The sequence below is a fragment of the Synechococcus sp. BA-124 BA4 genome, from assembly GCF_034931165.1.
Window position 1 is genome coordinate 1 of the sequence record NZ_JAYGIA010000091.1, and the last position, 22,167, is coordinate 22,167.

The window sequence follows — 22,167 nt, forward strand, 5'->3', positions numbered from 1 at the left end:
CGCCACCGCCGCGGCGGGCAGCTCCAGCAGGCGCAGATTGGCCTTCGCCCCGAGGCGCGCGAGGGCCTCCTCGCTGAATCCAGGCGCCACGACGCATTCCAGGAACAGGCTGGTGAGACGCTCGGCGCTGGCTCCATCCACCACCGCGTTGAGGGCCACAATGCCGCCGAAGGCCGAGATGGCATCCGCCTCCAGGGCCCGCGTCAGGGCCTCGGCGGCGCTGCCGGCCACGGCCACCCCGCAGGGGTTGGTGTGCTTGACCACAACTGCCGCCGGATGAACCTCCCCGCCGTAGCCGAACTCCCTCACGGTGGCCAGGGCGGCATCAAGATCAAGCAGGTTGTTGAAGCTGAGCTCCTTGCCCTGCAGCTGCCGGGCCGCGCCCCATCCGGCCCCGGGCTCGCTGTACCAGCCGGCCTGCTGATGGGGATTCTCGCCGTAGCGCAGGGTCTGGCGCAGGGGCAGCTCCAGCCGAAGGGGAGGATCCTGCTGAGCGGCGGGCTCCAGGTTCTCGGCCAGCCAGGCACTGATGGCACTGTCGTAGCTGGCGGTGTGACGGAACGCCTCCAGGGCGAGCTGGCGGCGCAGGGCGGCATCAACCCGACCCTCGGCAAGGGCCGCGAGGAAGTCGGCGTACTGGCCGGGGTCGGTGAGCACCGCCACATCGGCGTGATTCTTGGCGGCGGCACGGACCATGGCCGGGCCACCGATGTCGATCGTCTCCACCGCCTTCTCCCAGGACACGTCCGGGTCGGCCACCGTTTCCCGGAAGGGGTAGAGGTTCACCACCACCACATCGATGGGGGTGATCGCCTGGGCCTCCAGATCAGCTCTGTGGGCCGGATCCTCCCGACGCGCCAGGATGCCGCCGTGAATGCGCGGATGCAGGGTCTTGACCCGGCCGCCGAGGATCTCCGGCGCACCGGTGTGATCGGCCACGCGGGTCACCGGCAGGCCGGCAGCGGCCAGGGTGGCGGCGGTGCCGCCGCTGGAGAGCAGGTTGTAGCCATGCCGGCGGTGCAGGGCCGTCGCGAGGTCCACCACGCCCTGCTTGTCTGACACACTGAGCAGCGCGGTGGGGGCCATGGGCAGTGGTGACAGCGTGCTGGCCACAACTTACGCAGCAGCAGACCCCGGCAGCCCCGAACGGGCCCACCACCCCAGTGCCATGACGGATGACCTTCTGATCCGCGGACCCGCCGCAGCCGAGCAGCGGCTGGTGCTGCTGCATGGCTGGGGCGCCGATGCCGACGACCTGCTCGATCTCGGCGAGGAGCTCGCCGGCCGTGCCACAGGTGTGATCAGCCTGCGCGCGCCTGAAGCTCACCCCCACGGAGTCGGGCGCCAGTGGTACGACCTGCAGCAGCCGGAGTGGCCTGGCCTGGCCGGGGCACGGCAGCATCTGCGCCAGAGGCTGGAGGCCCTGGCGGAGACCCTGCCCCTCGAGCGGACGATTGTTCTCGGCTTCTCCCAGGGAGCGGCCATGGCCCTGGATGTGGCCGGCGAACTGCCGGTGGCGGGCGTGATCGCCTGCAGCGGCTATCCCCACCCCGGCTGGAGGCCGCGATCCCCCCTGCCTCCGGTCCTGCTCACCCACGGCCGGACGGACCCGGTGGTGCCCTATGGCGCCAGCGAGGAGCTGCAGCGGCTCTGGCGGAGCGCCGGCGGGGAGAGTGAGCTGCTGGGCTTCCCGGGGGGCCACACCATCGACCCGGCCCTGTTCCCCTCTCTGCGCTCCTTCCTGCAGCAGCACTTTCCCCGGCCGCCGGCGTGAACAAACCCCCGCGGATCGGGGGATCGATCCACGGGGGTTGATCGGGGGGTCTGTCCGGTCAGGCCTCAGACGAAGGCGTACTCGTACTCTTCCATCTCTTCCCAGTCGTCGGAGCCTGTGGATTCCAGGCCGGCGAAGAGGGTGTCCTCACCGATCTGATCCACGATCAGACGCAGGGAGGGGAAGAGGAAGTGGTTCTCCTCGGCGTACTGGGCGCTGAACAGACCCTTCTCACCCCAGAAGAAACGATCGGTGGTGTGCTCGTTGCGTCGGACGTTGAGCAGTGCGGGGGCGTCGAGGCCGGTTTCGGCGATGTAGCGGCGCGCCGCTGTGACCGGCTTGTGCTCTCCGGTCTCGAGGTTGTGGGTGGGCACGTGGGCGAGCACGCGCTGACCGGCGAGACGACGGCGACTGATCCGCTTGCGCTTCTTGGACATGAAACAACTCCCGAGGGGGAGATGGAGAGGGATGGGAAGGAGGGGCGGTCTCGCAGGGCGAGACAGACCGGCTGAGCGCTCCCAGGGGAAGCGCAGGCACGCCCAGACATCTGGCTACCGGGAGCGGAATTCCTGCGGCGGCTGCTGGCAGCTGCTCAGGGAATCGCCAGACAGGAAGCAAGCCGGAGACATCCCAGGGGATGCCTCCGAACAGCGGAGGGACGGGTCTCTCTCTGCTGTAGCCTCGTTTGCAGAAAAGTGCAACCGATGCGTTCGTCCCTGCACCTGGAGGTCCGCTCGCGGACCGCGAAGTAGTGGTCGATACGTAAATCTTAAGGCTAAATCCGAGATTTCAACCACGCGTCCCGGAACTTTTTTTTGCAGGCTCCCCCGGCCAGGCCACGATGCAGGTGTCGCCGCGCTTTCTGACCCTGCTGCAGCTGCAGCTCGAGCAGTTCTCCGACCGCAGCGACCTCCGCTCTCTGGTGGTCTATCTGGCCATCCCCCGTGAGGACGGCAAGCTGGCGCTGATGCCGGTGGGCCACTGGCCGCCGCAGCGCCTGGCCCTTCCCGCCGTCGACGAGGACCACACCCTGCTGCTGCCCAGTGAGCAGCGCCGCTGGCTGCCCCTGCGCCACCAGAGCACCCTGCTGGGCGCCCTGCGGGTGGAGCTGGCCGGAAGCGCCTGTCCGGCCAACCTCCATCCACGACTGCAGGCAGCGGCTCAGTCGCTCACCGAGGCTCTGCTGCTGGATCTGGAGCACCAGCGCCTGAGCGAGCAGCTGGAGCGGCAGCAGCAGCAGCTGCGTCTGCTGGTGCACCAGATGCGCAATCCCCTGGCGGCCCTGCGGACCTTTGCCCAGCTGCTCAAGCGCCGCCTCGAGGGTGATCCCGAGAACCGTCTGCTGGTGGAGAACCTGCTGGTGGAAGGGCAGCAGCTCCACCGCTACATCGAGGCGATCGACGGGCTCACGGATCCAGCGGCCATCCAGCCGGGGCCGCAGGCCGCGGGCCCCCTGCTGCTGCCCCCCTCCCTGAGGACAGGCGAGGCCTCGCCGTTGCGGGAGAGCGTGGAGCCTCTGCTGCAGCGGGCCGCCGCCACCGCCGCCCTCCAGGGGCGCGCCTGGCAGGGGCCCGGCTCCCTGCCTGACTGGCACGGCGACAGTGCCGCCGTGGCTGAAATTCTCGCCAACCTGCTCGAGAACGCCTTCCGCTACAGCCCCGAAGGCAGCAGCATTGGCCTGCACTGCACCCAGGCCTCCGGCGGGCGGCCCCGGCTCACGGTCTGGGATGGCGGGGCGGCCATCGCCGATCAGGAGCGCGAGGCGATCTTTGAAAGGGGGATCAGGGGAGAGCGGGGCAAGGCCCTGCCGGGCACGGGGCTTGGACTGGCCCTGGCCAGGGATCTGGCCCGCAGCCTCGGCGGTGAACTCAGCCTGCTCTGCCCTCCCAGCCGCGCCTCGAGCGATCTCCCCGGCGCCGGCAACGCCTTCCTGCTGGAGCTGCCGCCGAGTGCCTAGCCGGCCCCGGCCACGAGGGCGGCCAGAGTCATCAGCACGAGGGTCAGGCTCTCCACCCATTCCACGCAGGCGCCGTAGCTGTCACCGCTGTGCCCCCCCAGGCGGCGGCCGAGCCCCCGCGGCAGCAGCCACGCCGGCAGCAGGCCCAGCCATCCCTGCCAGGGCCAGCCCATCGACGCCCCCACGAGGGTGAGCGGCACCAGCATCAGCAGTGCAGGTCTGAGTTCCCGGCCCAGGCCGAGCCAGTGGCGCTGATGAAACGCGGCCGTACCGGCGGGGCGAAGGTACGGGAAGTTCTGCATCGCCAGCAACGGGGCGATACGGCCCCACACCCCGGCCCAGACCAGCGCGAGAGCCACCAGCGGCCCCAGGTTCAGCTCCGCCAGGGTGAGCAGCGCGGCCACGCGCAGCAGCAGCACCTGGACCAGGGCCAGCACTCCGCTGGCCCCGACCCGGCTGTCGTCCATCGCCTCCAGGGCCCGCTCGCCGGCGGCCAGGCCATCGGCGGTGTCCATCACCCCATCGGCGTGGATGCCGCCCGTCAGCCAGAGACCGAGGGCCAGCACCAGGGCCACGCGCGCGCCTGCAGGCAGCCAGGGTTCCGCCAGGCACCAGAGCAGACCCTGCAGCAGGCCCTGCAGCAGACCGATCCAGGGGGCGAAGCGGGCAATCCGCTCGAAGCGGGGCTGCAGCCGCGGCCAGGCGGGCAGCACCGTGTAGAAGATCCAGGCCCCGGCGAGGTCGCGCAGCCAGCGGGGTGCCTCAAGGGGCCTCATCGCCCACCCTCCGGCGCACCCTCTAGGTTCGATCCCGAACCGATCCAGCCGCCGTGACCCGCTCCGCCGCAGCGGCTGACCCCTTCCTGTTCGAGATCACGGCCCACTGCCCGAGGACCCAGGCCCGCTGCGGCGTCTTTCACACACCCCACGGCAGCGTCGAGACTCCCCGCTTCATGCCGGTGGGCACCCTCGGCACCGTCAAGGGCGTGTCGCCGGCGCAGCTGGCGGCCACAGGGGCCCAGATGGTGCTCGCCAACACGTATCACCTGCACCTCCAGCCCGGGGAGGCCATCGTTGCGGAGGCCGGCGGGCTGCACCGCTTCATGGGCTGGGATGGGCCCCTGCTCACCGATTCGGGTGGGTTCCAGGTGTTCAGCCTCGGCGCCATCAATGTCATCAACGACGAGGGGGTGGTGTTCCGCTCGCCCCGCGACGGCTCCCGCATCAACCTCACACCGGAGCGTTCGATGCAGATCCAGATGGCGCTCGGGGCTGATGTGGCCATGGCCTTCGATCAGTGTCCGCCCTACCCCGCCAGCGAAAACGACGTGACCGAGGCCTGCCGCCGCACCCACGCCTGGCTGGAGCGCTGCGTGGCCACCCATGACCGCGGCGACCAGGCCCTGTTCGGCATCGTTCAGGGGGGGACCTTCCCCCATCTGCGCGAGCAGGCGGCACGAACGGTGAGCGCCATGGGCCTGCCCGGCATCGCCATCGGCGGCGTGAGCGTAGGGGAGCCGGTGGAGTCGATGCACCAGATCGTGCGCCAGGTGGCGCCGCTGCTGCCCATGGATCGTCCCCGTTACCTGATGGGGGTGGGCAGCCTGCGGGAGATGGCGATCGCGGTGGCCCAGGGCATCGACCTCTTCGACTGCGTGCTGCCCACCCGCCTGGGCCGCCACGGCACCGCCCTGGTGGGGGGCGAACGCTGGAACCTGCGCAACGCCCGCTTCCGCCACGACCACACGCCGCTGGATGCCAGCTGCGTCTGTCCGGCCTGCACAGGTCACAGCCGGGCCTACCTGCATCACCTGTTCCGCAGTGGGGAACTGCTGGGCCGGATCCTGCTCAGCCTGCACAACCTCACCCAGCTGATCCGCTTCAGCACAGCCATGGCCACGGCCATCCGCGAGGGCTGCTTTGCAGAGGATTTCACTCCCTGGGAGCCCGGCTCCGGGGCTGCTCACACGTGGTAGCGTCCAGCCCATATCACGATTCCGCCGTTCAGGGATGGTCTTCTCCACACTGATCACCGCCACCACCCTGGCCCAGCTTCCCGAGGCCTACCAGGCCTTCGGCCCCCTGGTCGACATCCTGCCGATCATCCCCCTGTTCTTCCTGCTGCTGGCCTTCGTCTGGCAAGCCTCCGTCGGCTTCCGCTGAGCTTCATCCACCCCGAAGCACCGCCCAGGCGAACGCTGGCAGGGCGAGCATCCGCCGCCAGCGGCTCGGTTCCTGGATCAACCGGTACAGCCATTCGATCTGCAGGGCTCCCATCCAGGTGGGGGCCCTTTTTTTGGCTCCGGCCCAGACATCGAAGCTGCCACCCACCCCCATCCAGAGGCCGCCCTGCCCCTGATGCAGCCGCTGGATCCAGATCTCCTGGCGGGGAACCCCCAGCGCGGCCAGCACCAGATCGGGCTGGCTGGCTGTCAACGTGGCCTCCAGGCCCGGCCAGGCCGCCTCGCTCTGATAGCCATGCACCGCGGCGATCAGATCGAGGCCAGGCAGTCGCAGCAGCAGACGTTCCCGCAGGCGCTCCATCACCGCTGGGGACGCCCCCACCAGGGCCACCCGCCACCCCCGCTCGGCAGCCTCCACCAGGAGCCGATCCGCGAGCTCGATTCCCGGGCTGCGACGCACCCGGTGCCCCTGCCGTCCCAGGGCCCAGACCACTCCCGCCCCATCGGGGATCACCAGCTCGGCGGAGCGGATCACATCGCCCAGGGAGGGATCCTCGAGCGCCGCCATGGTCATCTCGGCGTTGAGGGTGACGATCTGACCACCGCCACGGCGCTGCAGCGCCAGCGCCGCGTCAGCCACATCCGCACAGACATCGACCGGCAGACCCAGCACCTTCGAGCGCAGGCATCCGGGAACCGGAGTTTCCGTCACCATCACGGCCAGGTCCCTTCGGACCGCAGGGGAGAATCTAGGGAGAGTACCCATCTGCAGCGCAGATCCCTCCATCAACCGCGCAGCCAGGCCCACCATGACGAGCGAGCTGACCAGCGACGGGAGCCTGGAGCCTGCCCTTCGGGAGGAGCTGGGCCCCCGCCAGCTCAGCGATGAGGACGCCCGCGAGCTGCTTCGCCACCTCGACAGCCAGATCGAGAGGGTGGTGCTGGCCCGCCAGCATCCGATCACGGGCTTGCTGCCGGCGAGCACCTCCAACACGGTGCACGGCAACTACGGCGATGCCTGGGTCAGGGATTGCGTCTATTCGATCCAGTGCGTCTGGGGTCTGGCCCAGGCCCACCGCCGCCTGAGTGGCCCCTGCACCCGGGCCTATGAGCTGAACCAGCGCGTGCTGCAGCTGATGCGTGGCCTGCTCACCGCCATGCTGCGCCAGGCGGCGAAGGTGGAGCGCTTCAAGCGCAGCCTCGACCGGCTCGATGCGATCCACGCCAAGTTCGACACCGCAACAGGCAACCCGGTGGTGCCCGACGACGGCTGGGGCCATCTTCAGCTCGACGCCACGGCCCTCTATCTGCTGCAGCTGGCCCAGCTGACCCGTGCAGGGCTGGTGGTGGTGCAGAGCAGTCATGAGCGGGATTTCCTGCAGAACCTCGTGTATTACATGGCCCGGGCCTACCGGATCGCCGACTACGGCATCTGGGAGCGGGGGGACAAGGGCAACCACGGCGAACCGGAACGCAACGCCAGCTCGATCGGCCTGGTCAAGGCGGCCCTGGAGGCCCTGGAGGGTCTCGATCTCTACGGACCCCACGGCGACGGCAGCTGCTGCCTGCACATCCCCCATCCGGCGATCGTGAGGCTGCGGCGGGCCCTGCAGGCCCTGCTGCCGCGGGAGTCGGCCAGCAAGGAGGTGGACAGCGCCTGCCTTTCGGTGATCGGCTACCCCGCCTGGGCGGTGGAGGACCCTGAGCTGGTGGAGCGCACACGCCGCAAGATCCGCCGTGACCTCGGCGGTGCGTACGGGTACAAGCGCTTTCGCCGGGATGGCCACCAGACCCTGGTGGAGGACCACGAACGGCTCCATTACGAGCCCGAGGAGCTGGCTCAGTTCGAGGGCATCGAGTGCGAATGGCCCCTGTTCTTCGCCTATGAGCTGGTGACGGCCTGCTGTGAGGAACGCTGGGGGGAGGCCTGGCACTGGCGGCGGCGCCTGGAGGCGGTCAGCGTCGACGTCGATGGCGTGCCCGAACTGCCCGAGCTCTACCTGGTGCCGGCCGAGGCGATCGAGGCGGAGCGGCTCCATCCCGGCACCCAGGAACGGATCGCCAATGAGAACGTCCCCCTGCTCTGGACCCAGAGCCTCACCTGGCTGGGTGACCTGCTGCTCAACGGTCTGCTGAGTCCGGAGGACATCGATCCCAGCCACCGCCGCCTGCCGGCCCCCCTCGGCGCCGAGAGGGTGCTGGTGGCCCTGGTGCCTGAGAACGACACCATCGCCGCGGCTCTGGAGCAGGCCGGTCTGCCGGTGACCCACCCCCAGGGTGCGGTGCGGGTGGCCAGCTCCAGGGAACTGGGCCGACGCATGGCCTCGGTGGGGGCGAACGCCAGGCTGGCCCTCAGCGGCTATCCGCCGGTGCGGATGGAAACCATGGCGACGGCCCTGATGTATCGGAGCCCCGCTGGCCGTGGTCAGAACGGCACAGCCGACGAGGTGATGGCCTTCCTGCCCTCCGTGCTGGAGGAGGGCACCTTCTATCTGGCGGACGACCCGGAGCAGCTGGTGGATACGGTGACCAGCGAGCTGCGACTGCTGCAGCGGCAGTGGCGCGGCGATGGCCTCCCCCTGCTGCTGATCCCGCTGGCATCCAGCCCGTTCCAGCGGGATCCCGCCACTCTGATCCGCCTGGGTGAAGCTCTGCGCAGTGGCCAGGTTGAGGGCGTGCCGGTGCAGCTCGATCGCCTCGAGGCGCTGATCGATCAGGTCTGCTGGGAGGAGCTGCCTCCACCCCAGGAGCAGCCCCTGGTGAGGCGCAGCCAGCCGGCCGCCCCGGTGCTGCGCAGCAGCACCAGCCAGCAGCCGCTCACGATCCAGCAGGAGCAGGAACTCGAGGACATCGCCATCCCCGGCCTGGCGGATCTGCTCTGGCGCAGCACCTCCCTGCCCGAACAGGCGGAGGTGCTGGAGCAGCTGGTGCAGCGGCTGGGGCAGAGCGCGATCCTGCAGGGTCCATCCAGCGCCGGACCGCTGAAGCTGCAGGCGCTGGTGGAGGAGATCTACCGCCGGGGCCTGGCAGAAGGGGACTGGAACGTGGTGCGGCGCTGCGCCGGCCTGATGCAGCTGGTGCATCCCCAGCTGGAGGATGCCCTCACGGACATCCTGGTGCGCCAGAAGCAGGTGGTGGTGGGTCGCAACTACACCCGCGACTCCCTGATCAGCCACCCCCAGGGCAGCGCCATGATCGGAGCGATGATCCGCCGCTTCAGTGGAGAGGACGGCCGGGAGTGGATGCTGCAACAGGAGCTGCTGCTGGCCCTCGACGGGCTGGCCCGCTCGGAGCCGGCACTGCTCAGCGGCAGCCTGACGATCCAGCTGGGACAGCTGTTGCTCCTGCTCACTGGTGAGCTCGCCGCCGAGCTGGATCTCACCGCCGACGACGCCTTCGAAGCCCTCTGCGATCTGCCGCCCCACGCCATCCGGCGACGCCTGCGCACGCTGCTGGAGGATGTGGACCATGCCCGGGAAGCTCTGCGCCGCAAGGAACAGCTCCACCTGAGTGGGCGGGTCCGCTGGGAGGTGCCTGATCCCCTCGACGACCTGCCTCTGGGCAAGGGCTGCGGCTGGATGCAGCACCGCCAGCGCCTGGGGGCCCTGCAGCGGGTCCCTCGTGACTTCTACGCCGGCATCTGGGATCTGCTCCACCACTGCCGCGGACTGGTGATCGGCGACAAGCTGGAGAGGCGCAACCGGCTCGAGAGCGAACCCCTGCTTTCGGAGAAGACCCCGGGGGAGCGCAACTTCGCGGCCCTGGTGGACCACCTGCTCAGCAAGATCGAAGCGCCGGAATACCGACAGCTCTGCACCGAGACCCTGCTCTCGCTGGTGGTGTTCGTGGGTGCCAATCCCCAGGTGCGCTTTGACGACTACCTGGCCCTTGACGTGGTGATCGGCCACGCGGTGCGGGTGGGCTGGCAGCAGACCCACCCGGAGCTGGCGGAGGAGGACTACGCCAAGTGGAAATCAGCCGCCTGGGATCTCTTCTACACCTCCTCCCCGGCCCGCTGCCGCCGCTGGCAGATCCTGGCCCTGCGCGATCTCACCGAGAACGGGACCGGGGACGTGGAGGCAAGCACGGCCGTTCAGATCGGGGCGTCGAGGGCCATGCAGAGCGAGGGCTGATCCACCGCCAGTTCGATCAGGTTGGCCAGCATCAGGGCCCTGGAGGCCTGCTGGCCGTCGACGGCTGGCACCTCGCGACCGCGCAGACAGAGCAGAAAGTGCTCCAGCTCGGCATACAGCGGCTCGATCGAGGTGGTGCTCACTTCCTCGATGAACCCATCGTTGCGGTAGAGCAACTCGCCGTGGTCGGCGGAGATCCACTCATGGGCGCGGCGGTGGATGTGCAGCCGGCGGTTGAGGAAGTCGGTTTCCACAAGGCTGGCGCGGCAATGGGCGCTGAGGCTGCGGATCTTGCGGTGGGCCATCTTGCTGGCCGTGAGGCTGGCCACCACGCCGTTGCTGAACCCGAGGGTGGCATTGACATAATCGATCGGACCATCGGAGCTGCGCCCACCGGCGGCCGCAAGCCGTACCACCTGGGAGCCAGCGAGCTCGAGCACCAGGTCGATGTCGTGGATCATCAGATCGAGCACCACGGACACATCGTTGGCGCGATCGGCATGGGGACTGTGGCGGCGGGCCTCCAGCACCACCACTTCCTCGTTCGCCACCACCTTGAGCAGTTCACGGAAGGCGGGATTGAAGCGCTCGATATGGCCCACCTGCAGCTGGCGCCCCGCCAGTTCCGCGGCCCCGATCAGTTCGCTGGCCTCCTCCTGGCTGGCGGCGATCGGCTTCTCGATCAGCACGTGCAGGCCGGCCTGGAGGCAGGCCATGCCCACGCGATGGTGCAGCAGGGTCGGCACGGCGATGCAGACCGCCTCGACCTCGGGGAGCAGATCGTCGAAGTTCTCGAACCAGCGGCAGCCGAACTGCTCGACGGCCAGCTGTCCACGGCGTTGATCGGGATCGGCAACCCCAACCAGCTCGGCGTCCCGCAGAAGGCTCAGGACCCGAGCGTGGTGCCACCCCATGTTGCCGATGCCGATGACCCCCACCTTGACCGGGGTGATGGGATCGCTGCTCATCGCCGCACCAGCACACCCGCCAACGTGATCTCCCGCCTCTCCAGTGCAGGCATTATCAATGATCATCCGCTCCGGCGGCTCCATCGGTGGTGAGGTGTCGCCTCAGGTGGAGTCGCGACGGGTGATCTGAACCCGCTCGATGCGGGGACCGTCCATGGCACTGATCTCGAACTGATGGCCTTTCCAGCGAAGACTCTCGCCGGGGGCCGGGATGTGTTGCAGCCGCTCGAGCATGAATCCCGCCAGGGTGTGGTGGCCGTCGGCCTCGGGCAGGGAGAGATCGAGCTGGCGGTTGAGCTCGAAGATCTCCAGATCACCGGCCACCAGCCAGGTGTCGTCCTGGAGCCGCTGCAGATTCTGGCGGATCGTGACCAGATCGTCCTCATCGCCGACGATCTCACTGGTGAGGTCGGCCACCGTGACCAGGCCCTCGGTGCCGCCGTGTTCATCGACCACCACCAGCAGGGGCTGGCCACTGCGGATGAGCGGCAGCAGCACGGCCAGGGACACCGTCTCCTGCACCCGTGCCACTGGTGTGATGTAGGGAGCCAGGCGCGTGTCGCCCTGCAGCAACCCCTGGGCAATCGGTTCGGCCAGGCGGCGCAGGTCGAGCACACCGCGGACGTCATCCAGGGACTGACCGATGACGGGGAAACGGGCGTGGGCGGTGGCGTGCACCGCTTCCATCATCTCGGCGAAGGTCACCTCGAGGGGCAGGGTGACCATGCCGGAGCGAGGCACCATCACCTCACGCACCTGGGTGTCGCGCAGAGAGAACACCCCTTCGAGGATGCTGCGCTCATCCGGCAGCAGACCGGTGACACTGTTGGATTCAATCAGGGTCTCCAGCTCGCCGGCGGAGAGGGCGGGCACCAGCTCATCCCAGTTGCGGGGAAGGCCCAGCAGGCGCAGCAGGCCATTGGCGAAGCGCTCAACCAGGATCAACAGAGGCCAGAGGGTGCGGATCACCCACTCCAGCAACGGTGCCAGCTGAAGGGCCGAGTTCTCCGGCCGATGCATCACCCAGGCCTTGGGAGCCACTCCGCCGATCACCGTGGCCAGCCCCACCAGGCCCAGAAACACCAGCACATCCACCCAGAGGCGCTCGGCCCCCGGATCGAGCCGCACCGCCAGACCGCGGCCTCCCCAGCCGAGGGCCACCATGGCCAGGGCGGCACCCAGCTGAGTGGCCACCAGCACCCGGCGCAGCCTCTGCTGCAGCCGCTCCACCGAGAGGGCGCCGGCGTGACCGTCGGCGGCGAGCACCTTGACCCGGCTGGGCCTCAGATGGAGCAGGGCGAACTCGCTGGCGGCGAAGAAGGCCAGCAGCCCCAGCAGGGCCAGCAGCAGAACGAGCAGGCGCATGGGAAGGAGGGCGGCTAGCAGGTTGAAGTTCACTCCACGGTGACGCTCTTGGCCAGATTGCGGGGCTGATCCACATCAAGGCCGCGATGGGCCGCGATGTGATAACTCAGCAGCTGCATCGGAATCACCGTCAGCAGGGGGCTGAGCAGCTCATCCACCTCCGGCACGGGCAGCAGCACATCGAAGATCTCCGTGTCAGGGCCGCGCGGGGCCACACCGATCAGGCGGGCATCGCGGGCCTTGGCCTCCTGCGCGTTCGAGAGCACCTTGTCGAAGACGGTGCCTGGCACCGCGATCGACACCACCGGCACCCGAGCGTCCAGCAGGGCGATGGGACCGTGCTTCATCTCGCCGGCCGGGTAGCCCTCGGCGTGGATGTAACTGATCTCCTTGAGCTTCAGGGCCCCTTCGAGGGCGATCGGGAAGTTGATGCCACGACCCAGGAAGATCACATCCTGGGTGTCGGCGAACTGGTGGGCCAGCTCGGCGCAGAGCAGATCCTGCTCCTCCAGCAGCGCCTGCAGCTGGGCGGGCAGGGCCCGCAGCCCGGCCACCAGCTCGAGCAGCTGGGCCGGGGAGCGGCTGGAGCGGCGCTCGGCGAAGGAGAGGGCGAGGCCGTAGAAGGCCAGCAGCTGACCCAGGAAGGTCTTGGTGGCGGCCACACCCACCTCGATGCCGGCGCCGATGTCCAGCAGGTGCGGCACCAGCCGGCCCAGGGAGCTCTCCGGTCGGTTGGTGATCCCCAGCAGCCTGGGGGCGAAGGCCGGATCAGCGATCAGGTCCCGGCGCTTCTGCTCCATCTGCAGCGCCGCCAGGGTGTCGGCGGTCTCGCCCGACTGGGTCACGCCGATGGTGAGGGTGTGAGGCACCAGCGGCGGCGGCGCATAGCGGAATTCGCTGGCGTAGTGCACCGCTGTGGGCAGCCCCGCCAGCTGCTCCAGCAGATAGGCCCCCACCTGGGCCGCATGACGGCTGGTGCCGCAGGCCAGGATCTGGATCCGCTCCACCCCCTCGAAGAGCTGATCCTGGAGCGGCAGGGCCACCAGCGACGGGGTGCCGGGCACCCCCGGCGACCCGGTCGGGAGATGACGGGCCACCCAGAGCGCCGCCGTCTCCGGCTGCTCGTGGATCTCCTTATGCATGAAGTGGCGAAAGCTGCGCTTGTCCGCCACGTGCTCGGTTCCCTGCAGCAGGCTGGGCGCACGCGTCACCCGCTCGGCCGAGGACCCGTAGAGCTCGATGCCCAGCGGCGTGAGCAGCGCCGTCTCGCCATCCTCGAGGGGAAGGATGGTGCGCGTGAAGCCCGCCAGGGCGGGGGTGTCACTGGCGCAGAGGAATTCGCCCTCCCCAAGGCCGATCACCAGCGGCGCCTGACGGCGGGCCACCACCACCGCTCCCGGCGCGCCGGCCCAGACCACCGCCAGGGCATAGGCCCCGTGCAGATGGGGCAGCACCTGCTGCACCGCCTCGAGCAGCAGCTGGGGTGAAGGCCGGCGGCCCGAGCTCTGAAGGTCCCCCAGCGTCCGTGCCACCAGGTGAGGGATCACTTCGGTGTCGGTGTCGGAGCGGAAGTGCACGCCCTCCGCCTGCAGCGACTCTCTGAGCAGACGGTGATTCTCGATGATGCCGTTCTGAACCACGGCAAGGGTGCCGCTGCCATCGAGATGAGGGTGGGCATTGCGCTCCTCGGGCTTGCCGTGGGTGGCCCAGCGGGTATGGCCGATGCCGCAGTGGCCCAGGGCCCCCTGGGCCTCGTAGCGGGCGGTGAGGTTGACGAGCTTGCCTTCGGCCCGCAGCAGGGTGAGCTGCCCGGAGGAGAGGCCGCTGCCGGCCTCCGGCGCCTGGACGGTGGCGATGCCGGCGGAGTCGTAGCCGCGGTATTCGAGCTGGCGCAGCCCCTCAAGCAGCAGGGGGGCCGCCTCTCGGGAGCCGATGACCGCAACGATGCCGCACATGGCTGAGGCGCCGGACTTCGGCTGTTTCTAAAGGATCACCGCCCGAGCGCCTAGCCCGCTGGCGTTGCGGCGGAAGGCAGGAGTGAGGTCCGCAGCCATGAAAAAGCCCGGCGGAGCCGGGCGGACGTGCGCAGAGCGGAGACGGGCCTCAGTAGGCCAGACCCATGCTCCGGCTGGTTTCATCTCCGAGATAGACGCGGATGCTGAGGAAGTCGGTGGGGCAAGCGGTTTCGCAGCGCTTGCAGCCGACGCAGTCTTCGGTGCGAGGCGATGAGGCGATCTGGCCAGCTTTGCAGCCGTCCCAGGGAACCATCTCGAGCACGTCGAGAGGGCAGGCACGGACACACTGGGTGCAGCCGATGCAAGTGTCGTAGATCTTGACTGAATGGGACATGCCCGGCCAGAGAGCGAACGGCGTCCGGTCAAAGTACTCAAACCGTCCGGAACACCAGCGTCGGTGCCCCCAGGCCGTCACCCTTTTTCATACGGGCCAGGGGGGCCGTTCAGGGCGACCCGTAGGATGCGGCCTCCCACACACCGGCCATGTCACAGGAAGCGATCTTCGAGAAAGTCCGTTCGATCGTTGCCGAGCAGCTCAGCGTCGATGCCGCTGAAGTGAAACCAGAGTCGAACTTCCAGAACGATCTGGGCGCTGACTCGCTCGACACGGTGGAACTGGTCATGGCCCTGGAAGAGGCCTTCGACATCGAGATTCCCGATGAGTCGGCCGAAGGCATCACCACCGTCGGTGACGCCGTCAAGTACATCCTGGACAAGCAGGCCTGAGGGTGTCGATGGTGGAGGGTCTCCGCCGTGTCGTGGTCACGGGCCTCGGCGCGGTCACACCGATCGGTAACGACGTCACCCAGTACTGGGACGGGTTGCGGCTCGGCTTCAACGGGGTGGCGCCGATCACCCTGTTCGATGCCTCACGGCATGCCTGCCGGTTCGCGGCCGAGGTGAAGAACTTCGATCCAAGCGGAATGCTGGATCGCAAGGAGACCAAGCGCTGGGACCGTTTCTGCCAGTTCGGTGTGGTGGCCTCCAAGCAGGCGGTTGACCAGGCGCAGCTCCTGATCGACGAGAGCACCCAGCACCGCATCGGTGTGGCGATCGGCTCGGGCGTGGGCGGCCTGCTGATGATGGAAAGCCAGGCCCATGTGCTCGCCGACCGGGGACCTGACCGGGTCAGCCCGTTCTGCGTGCCGATGATGATTCCCAACATGGCGGCCGGCCTGACCGCGATCGCCCTGGGCGCCAAGGGTCCGAGCAGCGCCGTTTCAACGGCCTGTGCGGCTGGATCCAACGCCATCGGTGATGCCTTCCGCCTGATCCAGCTCGGCCTGGCCGACGCCATGGTCTGCGGCGGAGCCGAATCGGCGATCACTCCCCTGGGGGTGGCCGGCTTCGCCAGTGCCAAGGCGCTCTCCTTCCGCAACGACGACCCCGCAACCGCCAGCCGCCCCTTCGACGCCGAGCGCAACGGCTTCGTGATCGGTGAGGGCGCAGGCATCCTGGTGCTCGAAAGCCTCGAGAACGCCCGCGCCCGGGGAGTCGAGATCCTCGCCGAGGTGGTGGGCTACGGCATGACCTGCGACGCCCACCACATCACCTCCCCGACTCCGGGGGGCCTCGGTGGCGCCGAAGCGATGCGGCTGGCCATGGCTGATGCCCGGGTGGAGCCCGAGGAGGTCGACTACGTCAATGCCCACGGCACCAGCACCCAGGCCAACGACAGCAACGAGACCGCGGCGATCAAGGCGGCCCTGGGCGAGCACGCCTATCGCATCCCCGTCAGTTCGACCAAGTCGATGACCGGGCACCTGCTCGGCGGCAGCGGCGGCATCGAGGCGGTGGCCGCCGTGCTCGCGATAGGCCACAACCTCGTACCACCTACCATCAATTATCAAAATCCGGATCCGGCCTGTGATCTGGATGTCGTGCCCAATCAGGCGCGGGAACAGAAACTGAACGTCGTGCTCTCGAATTCATTCGGATTTGGCGGCCACAACGTCTGTCTCGCCTTCCGTCGGATGCGCTGAAGGCCTGGCATCGCCAGCTCTTCGCTGCCCGGAACGCCTCACTCCCCTCACTCCTCCCCCCAACCATGGTCGCCGCCCCCACAGTGGACACCCTGTCCGTCGACAACCTCTGCGTCAACAGCATTCGCTTCCTGGCGATCGACGCGATCAACAAGTCCAACTCGGGGCACCCCGGCCTGCCGATGGGCGCGGCACCCATGGCCTATGCCCTCTGGGACAAGCACCTGCGCCACAACCCGGCCAACCCCAAGTGGTTCAACCGCGACCGCTTCGTGCTCTCGGCCGGCCATGGCTGCATGCTCCTCTATGCGCTGCTGCACCTGACCGGCTACGACAGTGTGTCCCTGGAGGACATCAAGCAGTTCCGCCAGTGGGGTTCCAAGACCCCCGGCCACCCGGAAACCTTCGAGACTCCCGGGGTCGAGGTCACCACGGGGCCTCTGGGGCAGGGCATCTCCAACGCCGTCGGTCTGGCCATCGCCGAGGCCCATCTGGCCGCGAAATTCAACCGTCCGGGCGCCGACCTGATCGATCACCACACCTACGTGATCATGGGCGACGGTTGCCACCAGGAGGGCATCTCCGGTGAAGCCGCCTCCCTGGCCGGTCACCTGGGCCTGGGCAAGCTGATCGCCCTCTACGACGACAACCACATCACGATCGACGGCAACACCAAGGTGTCGTTCACCGAGGATGTGCTCAAGCGTTACGAGGCCTACGGCTGGCATGTGCAGCACGTGGCTGATGGCAACACGGACATCGACGCGATCGGCCGGGCAATCGAAGCGGCGAAGGCCGTCACCGACAGGCCCAGCCTGATCAAGGTCACCACCACCATCGGCTACGGCTCCCCCAACAAGGCCGACACGGCCGGGGTGCACGGCGCCGCTCTGGGCGCTGAGGAAGCCGATCTCACCCGCAAGTCGCTGGGATGGACCTACGGCCCGTTCGAGATTCCCGAGCAGGCCTACGACCAGTGGCGCAAGGCCCGCGAGCGCGGCGCGGCCCTGGAGGCCGAGTGGGACAACACCCTGGCGGCCTACCGCAGCGAGTACCCGGCCGAAGCCGCCGAATTCGAGCGCATGCTGCGCGGTGAACTGCCCCAGGGCTGGGACAGGAATCTGCCCCGCTTCACCCCCGAAGACAAGGGCCTGGCCACCCGTCAGTACTCCTACAACGTGCTCAACGCGATCGGTCCCGACCTGCCCGAGCTGATCGGTGGTTCCGCCGACCTCACCCACTCCAACCTCACCGACATCAAGGGGGAAGGCAGCTTCCAGAAGGGCAGCGAAGCCAACCGCTACCTGCACTTCGGAGTGCGCGAGCACGCGATGGCAGCGATTCTCAACGGTATCGCCTATCACGACAGTGGCCTGATTCCCTATGGCGGCACCTTCCTGGTGTTTGCCGGCTACATGGTGGGAGCCATGCGCCTCTCGGCCCTGTCCGAACTGGGGGTGATCTATGTGCTCACCCACGACTCGATCGGTCTTGGCGAAGACGGCCCCACCCACCAGCCGGTGGAAACCCTGGCCTCGCTGCGATCGATCCCCAACCTGCTGGTGATCCGCCCTGGTGATGGCAACGAGACCAGCGGCGCCTACCAGGTGGCGGTGACCAACCGCAAGCGGCCCACGGTGCTGGCCCTCAGCCGCCAGGCGATGGTGAACCAGCCCAATTCGGCACCAGAGCATGTGGCCAAGGGTGGCTACATCCTCGACGACAGCAACGGCAGCCCCGATCTCATCCTGATCGGCTCCGGCACCGAACTGGATCTCTGCGTCAAAGCCGCCCGGGAGTTGCGCAGCGAGGGCCACAACGTGCGTGTGGTGTCCATGCCCTGCGTGGAGCTGTTCGAGGAACAGGACGCCGGCTATCGCGAGTCGGTGCTGCCGGCCGCGGTGCGCAAGCGCCTGGTGGTGGAAGCCTCCGGCTCCTTCGGCTGGCACAAGTACGTCGGCCTTGATGGGGACACCGTCTCGATCGACCGCTTCGGCGCCTCCGCTCCAGGTCCTGTCTGCCTGGAGAAGTTCGGCTTCACCGTGGAGAACGTGGTCGCGAAGGCCAAGGCGCTCTGAAGCATTCCCCTTCCAACAACCTGGCTTCGGTGCCAATGGCCACCCTGGAGCGTCTGTCGATCGTTTTACCGACGTACAACGAACGGCAGAACGTCGGGAGGATTCTGGAGGAACTGCTGCCATTGAAGCAACGCTTCGATCTTGAAGTGCTCTTCGTGGACGACGACTCGGCTGATGGCACGGCCGATCTGGTCAAACAGCTGGCCCATGGCCAAGCCGGTGTGCGCCTGATCCGTCGGGTCGGGCGCGCCGGTCTGGCCAGCGCCATCAAGGAAGGCATTCTCGATGCCACTGGTGATGTGATCGTCGTCATGGACTGCGATGGACAGCATGAGCCGGCTGCGGTTGAAGCCGCTGTACAGGCTCTACTAAGTAGCGGCAGCGATCTGGTGGTTGGCAGCCGCTTCCACGCTGAGGCCGCGATTCATGGCCTAAGTGAGAAACGCACCCGCCACTCCACCTGGGCAAACACAATCGCACGCTTCAGTCTTCCGGGCTACAGCCGGCTGACTGACTTCATGAGCGGCTTCTTTGCCCTACGCCCCGAGGCAACTCTGCGCTATGTACGGCGGGTGGATGTGAATGGATTCAAGTTTCTCTACGAGCTGCTCTCGATCAGCCGCGGTTCTTTGCAGGTTAGTGAAATCCCCCTGGACTTCCAGGCCCGAGTAGCTGGTGATTCCAAGCTGGATCTGGCAATCGTCTGGGATCTGGGGGTGTCAATCCTGCACACCCTGCTGCTGCGCTCGATACCCCGCCGCGCCATCAGCTTCGCCTTGGTGGGCCTGAGCGGAGTGGCGGTTCAGATGCTGGTGGTGCAGGCGCTGATGGAAGCGGCGGGGCTGGCCTTCAAGCAAGCACTGCCAATTGCGGTGGTGGTGGCCGCCAGCTCCAACTACCTGATCAATAACGCCCTGACCTTCCGCTTCCAGCGTCAACAGGGTGCAGCACTGCTGAAGGGCCTACTCAAGTTCCTGCTGGTGGCCTCCCTGCCGGTGCTGGCCAATGTGGGCGTGGCCTCAACGTTCTACAACCTGGTGTCCCGCAACACCTTATGGGCTCAACTGGCCGGCATCCTGGTGGTGTTCGTATGGAACTATGCGGCGTCCTCGCGTTTCGTATGGAACACGCCGTAACAGAGCTCGGTAAGCTCAGCAAACGTATCGATAGACCGTTTTGGCCTCTCAACGCCCAGATGAGTCTTCTTCGAGAAGCTTGCGTGTAACATAAGCAAGGTTGCCAAGAAAGCAAATCACTGATGCGACACATCAGTACTGACCAAAACTTTTCAGCACACTAGGGGCAGGAAGCAATGCGCAAAAGAATTGTAACCTCGGGCACTCTAAATCTACTTACGTCGTGCCTGCTCTTCGGCTCCCTGCTGGCCATTCTGATCTTGCCTGTCGGGGAATTGCTCAATGCCGATCTTATTCTGCCGGTCAATATACTGGTTGACCTCCGCAACGGCCTAAACATCGGGGAGTGGAACGGGAGCCCCAATAACTTCTACATTCCCGAGATCGCTTACTATCTTGGAATTGGCACAGTCTTTAGCAGACTAAGCCCTATCTTCCTTCACATGCTTTATCCCATCCTAAGCGGCACCCTGCTTGGGCTAACCACCTACTACCTGCATGCAACAGTCCTTTCTTCGAGGGACATAGGTACCTGGACTCGCAATTTGCTTCCAGTCTTTCCAGTAGCATTAAGCCTGGTAAATCAGATTTCAGAAGAAAACATTATCAAAGTAGCAGTTCTCCCTGAAATTCATTTCGGGGCTTATCTTGCCTGCCTTGTTGGGATCACCCTTGCCTCGGTCGCCCTTACAGGCAAAACCGCATCCCATCGAAAGTCATCGCTGGCTTGGCTGATGATGGTTTGTTTGTTGGCGGCGCTATCTGACAATTTTTTCATTCTTTGGTTCACAATACCTTTTCTTGCAACTCTTGCCCATCTGCTGTTTGGGTCAGAAGCATTTCCCAAGCAACGGATCAAGGGAATTTTTGGCGCAGTTCTGCTGTCATCACTGGCTGGATACATTCTGCATAAGATAACCAACTCTGCCACTTCAAACAATAAGGTGAGTCTTGAAAATATCGCTTTATCACTGACCAGGCTATCCAATGTCCTCTCCAATGAACGCTACATTACTGTTTACGCTCTGATTGCCTTGATATTATCAATAAGCCTATACTTTACTTCTCTTCAGCAAGCCTCAACGCATGATTTTGCATCACAAGATGCCAGCATATCTTTGCGTAGGAAGATATTCTGGATTTGGAACTTTTACTCCATACCATCAACCCTGATCCTTGTTATTCTGTATGGCCTAGTTGCAGATGCCGGGAGCACGAGGTACTTTCTACCGTTATTCTTCGCACCTATTACTGCTGGCATATGGATCATTACTGAGCTCTTATTTCATAATTTCTCCTTAGAAAGATTCAGGGCTGCAAGAAATTCTACATTCACGGCGATTTATATCAGTGTATTTGCAATCGTACTCGCAGCCCTGCCTGGCTACCTATCCTCATACAAGCAAGACCCTGGCTACCAGCTCACACAATGCCTGAAGTCCGAGAACGTCGGAGTATGGTATTCGGAGTACTGGAATTCAAAACCTGTTCATGCCTTTTCCAATGGTTCAATAATTTCCAGACAAATCAACAATGATGGGACACCCTACAGGTTCAACAATAATAACATGTGGTACAAGCAGGAGCCTGCATCTAGCGAGTCAAAAGTAGCAATTATGCTCGATACTGACTTTGCAAGAAACATCCCTGAGAGCATCCCCTTGCAGTCATGCGGAGAAATGGATTACAAAATAGTTCCAAAAGAATATGTTTTTCAACAACAACGATAGCCGTTTTGCAATCATATGACTTGCAGCCGTCCATTTTGAAAAATCCACGACACTCAACACCACCAGTCGAGGTGCCATCAAAATTGTTCGATCAATTCAACTGAATTGGAATTCGCAGATGCTGTCATGAGTAAAAGTGCATACTCAATGCTTCAGATCTAAAGAGAATATTGGTGATTCTATCCAAGAATATTCCTCTGGGAGGCCTACAGGTCTTTACTTCGTGCTTACCGAGAAAGGCCAGAGCGATGCGCGGCGCGGCTTTGGATCTGACTAGTATTCAGCGGCAATATGCACACATACAAGCTTATCTGCGCCCTGATACCACCCAGAGTTTTCCACATTTTCCGACGTGAGCCTCGCCATCAGCTCTCGCTTACAGATTTCTTCCTAACGAACCGGACCCGGCTGTGGCGGTGGTGTTGTACCAGTCCACGAATGCCATGACCCAGGCGCAGGCCTCCTCCACGGTCGGGAAGGGGCACCTTGGGTAGTCCGGCCGGTATTTCACCGTTCGGAACAGCGACTCCGGGAAGGGGTTGTCGTTGCTGACCCTGGGCCTGGAGAAGGATCTGAGCACCCCCAACTCCTGCAGCCGGCTCTCCAGAATGCCGGAACCACATGGCGTTGCCGTTGGCGGCATGGAGGATCAGCGGTTTGGGGCGCCTGCAGTTGACCCGCTCCCGCAGGCAGGCACGGCCCACGGGATCGGCGGCGACCTAGGGACTCCTGAAAAAGCCAAATCAACTGCGCTGCAACTGGTCTCAGCGGTTGGAAGCCGATAAACTGGCAGGGAACGCGGCAATTGCGGATTGTCGCCACTGACGATGGCCGCACATGTACCGGA

General features: G+C 65.8%; 18 protein-coding genes and 1 pseudogene. 10 read left to right on the forward strand and 9 right to left on the reverse strand.

Annotated elements, in window-relative coordinates; translation table 11 throughout:
- Positions 1-1,086 (reverse strand): bifunctional phosphoribosylaminoimidazolecarboxamide formyltransferase/IMP cyclohydrolase (purH, locus tag VB734_RS11925; protein WP_323243366.1); only part of this gene is annotated, 1,086 nt, incomplete at its 3' end.
- Between purH and VB734_RS11930 the strand changes: the two genes are divergently transcribed.
- Complete coding sequence (locus VB734_RS11930; protein WP_416223682.1) at positions 1,052-1,774, forward strand: alpha/beta hydrolase; 723 nt, start codon at positions 1,052-1,054, stop codon at positions 1,772-1,774. The genes purH and VB734_RS11930 overlap by 35 nt on opposite strands.
- Positions 1,775-1,839: 65 nt before the next feature.
- Here VB734_RS11930 and VB734_RS11935 read toward each other — a convergent pair whose 3' ends face one another.
- Positions 1,840-2,211: a DUF3155 domain-containing protein gene (locus VB734_RS11935; protein WP_197166335.1), complete on the reverse strand. Its 372-nt coding sequence runs from the start codon at positions 2,209-2,211 to the stop codon at positions 1,840-1,842.
- A 404-nt stretch (positions 2,212-2,615) separates the two neighbouring features.
- Between VB734_RS11935 and VB734_RS11940 the strand changes: the two genes are divergently transcribed.
- Positions 2,616-3,731, forward strand: coding sequence for a sensor histidine kinase (locus VB734_RS11940; RefSeq protein ID WP_322781999.1), 1,116 nt, complete (start codon positions 2,616-2,618; stop codon positions 3,729-3,731).
- Here VB734_RS11940 and VB734_RS11945 read toward each other — a convergent pair.
- Positions 3,728-4,507 (reverse strand): adenosylcobinamide-GDP ribazoletransferase, encoded by a 780-nt coding sequence (locus VB734_RS11945; protein ID WP_322782000.1) that lies wholly within the window; start codon positions 4,505-4,507, stop codon positions 3,728-3,730. The two genes, VB734_RS11940 and VB734_RS11945, sit on opposite strands and share 4 nt — an antisense overlap.
- Before the next feature lie 53 nt (positions 4,508-4,560).
- Between VB734_RS11945 and tgt the strand changes: the two genes are divergently transcribed.
- The gene (gene tgt, locus VB734_RS11950; RefSeq protein WP_322782001.1) at positions 4,561-5,706 is read left to right on the forward strand and encodes a tRNA guanosine(34) transglycosylase Tgt; all 1,146 of its coding nucleotides are present in this window, start codon (positions 4,561-4,563) and stop codon (positions 5,704-5,706) included.
- A 34-nt stretch (positions 5,707-5,740) separates the two neighbouring features.
- Positions 5,741-5,893 (forward strand): photosystem II reaction center protein K, encoded by a 153-nt coding sequence (locus VB734_RS11955; protein ID WP_006172455.1) that lies wholly within the window; start codon positions 5,741-5,743, stop codon positions 5,891-5,893.
- A 3-nt stretch (positions 5,894-5,896) separates the two neighbouring features.
- On the opposite strand, the gene VB734_RS11960 is transcribed toward VB734_RS11955, so the two are convergent.
- Positions 5,897-6,628 carry a WecB/TagA/CpsF family glycosyltransferase gene (locus VB734_RS11960; protein WP_322782002.1) on the reverse strand — a complete coding sequence of 244 codons (732 nt, stop codon included), beginning with the start codon at positions 6,626-6,628 and terminating at the stop codon, positions 5,897-5,899.
- A gap of 94 nt (positions 6,629-6,722) precedes the next feature.
- Here VB734_RS11960 and VB734_RS11965 point away from each other — a divergent pair, with 94 nt between their 5' ends.
- Positions 6,723-10,046, forward strand: a complete 3,324-nt coding sequence (locus VB734_RS11965; RefSeq protein WP_322782003.1) for a glycoside hydrolase family 15 protein — start codon at positions 6,723-6,725, stop codon at positions 10,044-10,046.
- On the opposite strand, the gene VB734_RS11970 is transcribed toward VB734_RS11965, so the two are convergent.
- From VB734_RS11970 to psaC, 4 genes are all read right to left on the reverse strand, one after another.
- Complete coding sequence (locus VB734_RS11970; protein ID WP_006172460.1) at positions 10,007-11,014, reverse strand: Gfo/Idh/MocA family protein; 1,008 nt, start codon at positions 11,012-11,014, stop codon at positions 10,007-10,009. The two genes, VB734_RS11965 and VB734_RS11970, sit on opposite strands and share 40 nt — an antisense overlap.
- A gap of 102 nt (positions 11,015-11,116) precedes the next feature.
- Positions 11,117-12,379: a hemolysin family protein gene (locus VB734_RS11975; protein ID WP_322782004.1), complete on the reverse strand. Its 1,263-nt coding sequence runs from the start codon at positions 12,377-12,379 to the stop codon at positions 11,117-11,119.
- A 29-nt stretch (positions 12,380-12,408) separates the two neighbouring features.
- Complete coding sequence (gene glmS / locus VB734_RS11980) at positions 12,409-14,334, reverse strand: glutamine--fructose-6-phosphate transaminase (isomerizing) (RefSeq protein ID WP_197166346.1); 1,926 nt, start codon at positions 14,332-14,334, stop codon at positions 12,409-12,411.
- 148 nt (positions 14,335-14,482) lie between these two features.
- The gene (gene psaC / locus VB734_RS11985) at positions 14,483-14,728 is read right to left on the reverse strand and encodes a photosystem I iron-sulfur center protein PsaC (protein ID WP_006172463.1); all 246 of its coding nucleotides are present in this window, start codon (positions 14,726-14,728) and stop codon (positions 14,483-14,485) included.
- A 149-nt stretch (positions 14,729-14,877) separates the two neighbouring features.
- Here psaC and acpP point away from each other — a divergent pair, with 149 nt between their 5' ends.
- The 5 genes from acpP to VB734_RS12010 all read left to right on the forward strand — a co-directional run bounded on the left by acpP (position 14,878) and on the right by VB734_RS12010 (position 21,320).
- The gene (acpP, locus tag VB734_RS11990; RefSeq protein WP_006172464.1) at positions 14,878-15,120 is read left to right on the forward strand and encodes an acyl carrier protein; all 243 of its coding nucleotides are present in this window, start codon (positions 14,878-14,880) and stop codon (positions 15,118-15,120) included.
- 8 nt (positions 15,121-15,128) lie between these two features.
- Positions 15,129-16,376 carry a beta-ketoacyl-ACP synthase II gene (fabF, locus tag VB734_RS11995; protein WP_197166348.1) on the forward strand — a complete coding sequence of 416 codons (1,248 nt, stop codon included), beginning with the start codon at positions 15,129-15,131 and terminating at the stop codon, positions 16,374-16,376.
- A gap of 65 nt (positions 16,377-16,441) precedes the next feature.
- Entirely contained in the window at positions 16,442-18,454 is a 2,013-nt protein-coding gene (gene tkt, locus VB734_RS12000; RefSeq protein WP_197166350.1) for a transketolase, read from the forward strand.
- A gap of 35 nt (positions 18,455-18,489) precedes the next feature.
- Entirely contained in the window at positions 18,490-19,590 is a 1,101-nt protein-coding gene (locus VB734_RS12005) for a glycosyltransferase (RefSeq protein ID WP_197167183.1), read from the forward strand.
- 176 nt (positions 19,591-19,766) lie between these two features.
- Complete coding sequence (locus tag VB734_RS12010) at positions 19,767-21,320, forward strand: hypothetical protein (protein ID WP_323243367.1); 1,554 nt, start codon at positions 19,767-19,769, stop codon at positions 21,318-21,320.
- 421 nt (positions 21,321-21,741) lie between these two features.
- On the opposite strand, the pseudogene VB734_RS12015 reads toward VB734_RS12010, so the two are convergent.
- Positions 21,742-21,979, reverse strand: a pseudogene (locus tag VB734_RS12015) (integrase core domain-containing protein); the annotation flags it as partial.
- Positions 21,980-22,167: the final 188 nt, after the last annotated feature.

Coding starts and splice junctions, on each gene's coding strand:
- VB734_RS11935 (WP_197166335.1), bottom strand. CDS start 2,211: ATGTCCAAGAAGCGCAAGCGGATCAGTCGCCGTCGTCTCGCCGGTCAG.
- VB734_RS11940 (WP_322781999.1), top strand. CDS start 2,616: ATGCAGGTGTCGCCGCGCTTTCTGACCCTGCTGCAGCTGCAGCTCGAG.
- VB734_RS11945 (WP_322782000.1), bottom strand. CDS start 4,507: ATGAGGCCCCTTGAGGCACCCCGCTGGCTGCGCGACCTCGCCGGGGCC.
- VB734_RS11955 (WP_006172455.1), top strand. CDS start 5,741: ATGGTCTTCTCCACACTGATCACCGCCACCACCCTGGCCCAGCTTCCC.
- VB734_RS11960 (WP_322782002.1), bottom strand. CDS start 6,628: ATGGTGACGGAAACTCCGGTTCCCGGATGCCTGCGCTCGAAGGTGCTG.
- VB734_RS11965 (WP_322782003.1), top strand. CDS start 6,723: ATGACGAGCGAGCTGACCAGCGACGGGAGCCTGGAGCCTGCCCTTCGG.
- VB734_RS11970 (WP_006172460.1), bottom strand. CDS start 11,014: ATGAGCAGCGATCCCATCACCCCGGTCAAGGTGGGGGTCATCGGCATC.
- VB734_RS11975 (WP_322782004.1), bottom strand. CDS start 12,379: ATGCGCCTGCTCGTTCTGCTGCTGGCCCTGCTGGGGCTGCTGGCCTTC.
- glmS (WP_197166346.1), bottom strand. CDS start 14,334: ATGTGCGGCATCGTTGCGGTCATCGGCTCCCGAGAGGCGGCCCCCCTG.
- psaC (WP_006172463.1), bottom strand. CDS start 14,728: ATGTCCCATTCAGTCAAGATCTACGACACTTGCATCGGCTGCACCCAG.
- acpP (WP_006172464.1), top strand. CDS start 14,878: ATGTCACAGGAAGCGATCTTCGAGAAAGTCCGTTCGATCGTTGCCGAG.
- fabF (WP_197166348.1), top strand. CDS start 15,129: ATGGTGGAGGGTCTCCGCCGTGTCGTGGTCACGGGCCTCGGCGCGGTC.
- tkt (WP_197166350.1), top strand. CDS start 16,442: ATGGTCGCCGCCCCCACAGTGGACACCCTGTCCGTCGACAACCTCTGC.
- VB734_RS12005 (WP_197167183.1), top strand. CDS start 18,490: ATGGCCACCCTGGAGCGTCTGTCGATCGTTTTACCGACGTACAACGAA.
- VB734_RS12010 (WP_323243367.1), top strand. CDS start 19,767: ATGCGCAAAAGAATTGTAACCTCGGGCACTCTAAATCTACTTACGTCG.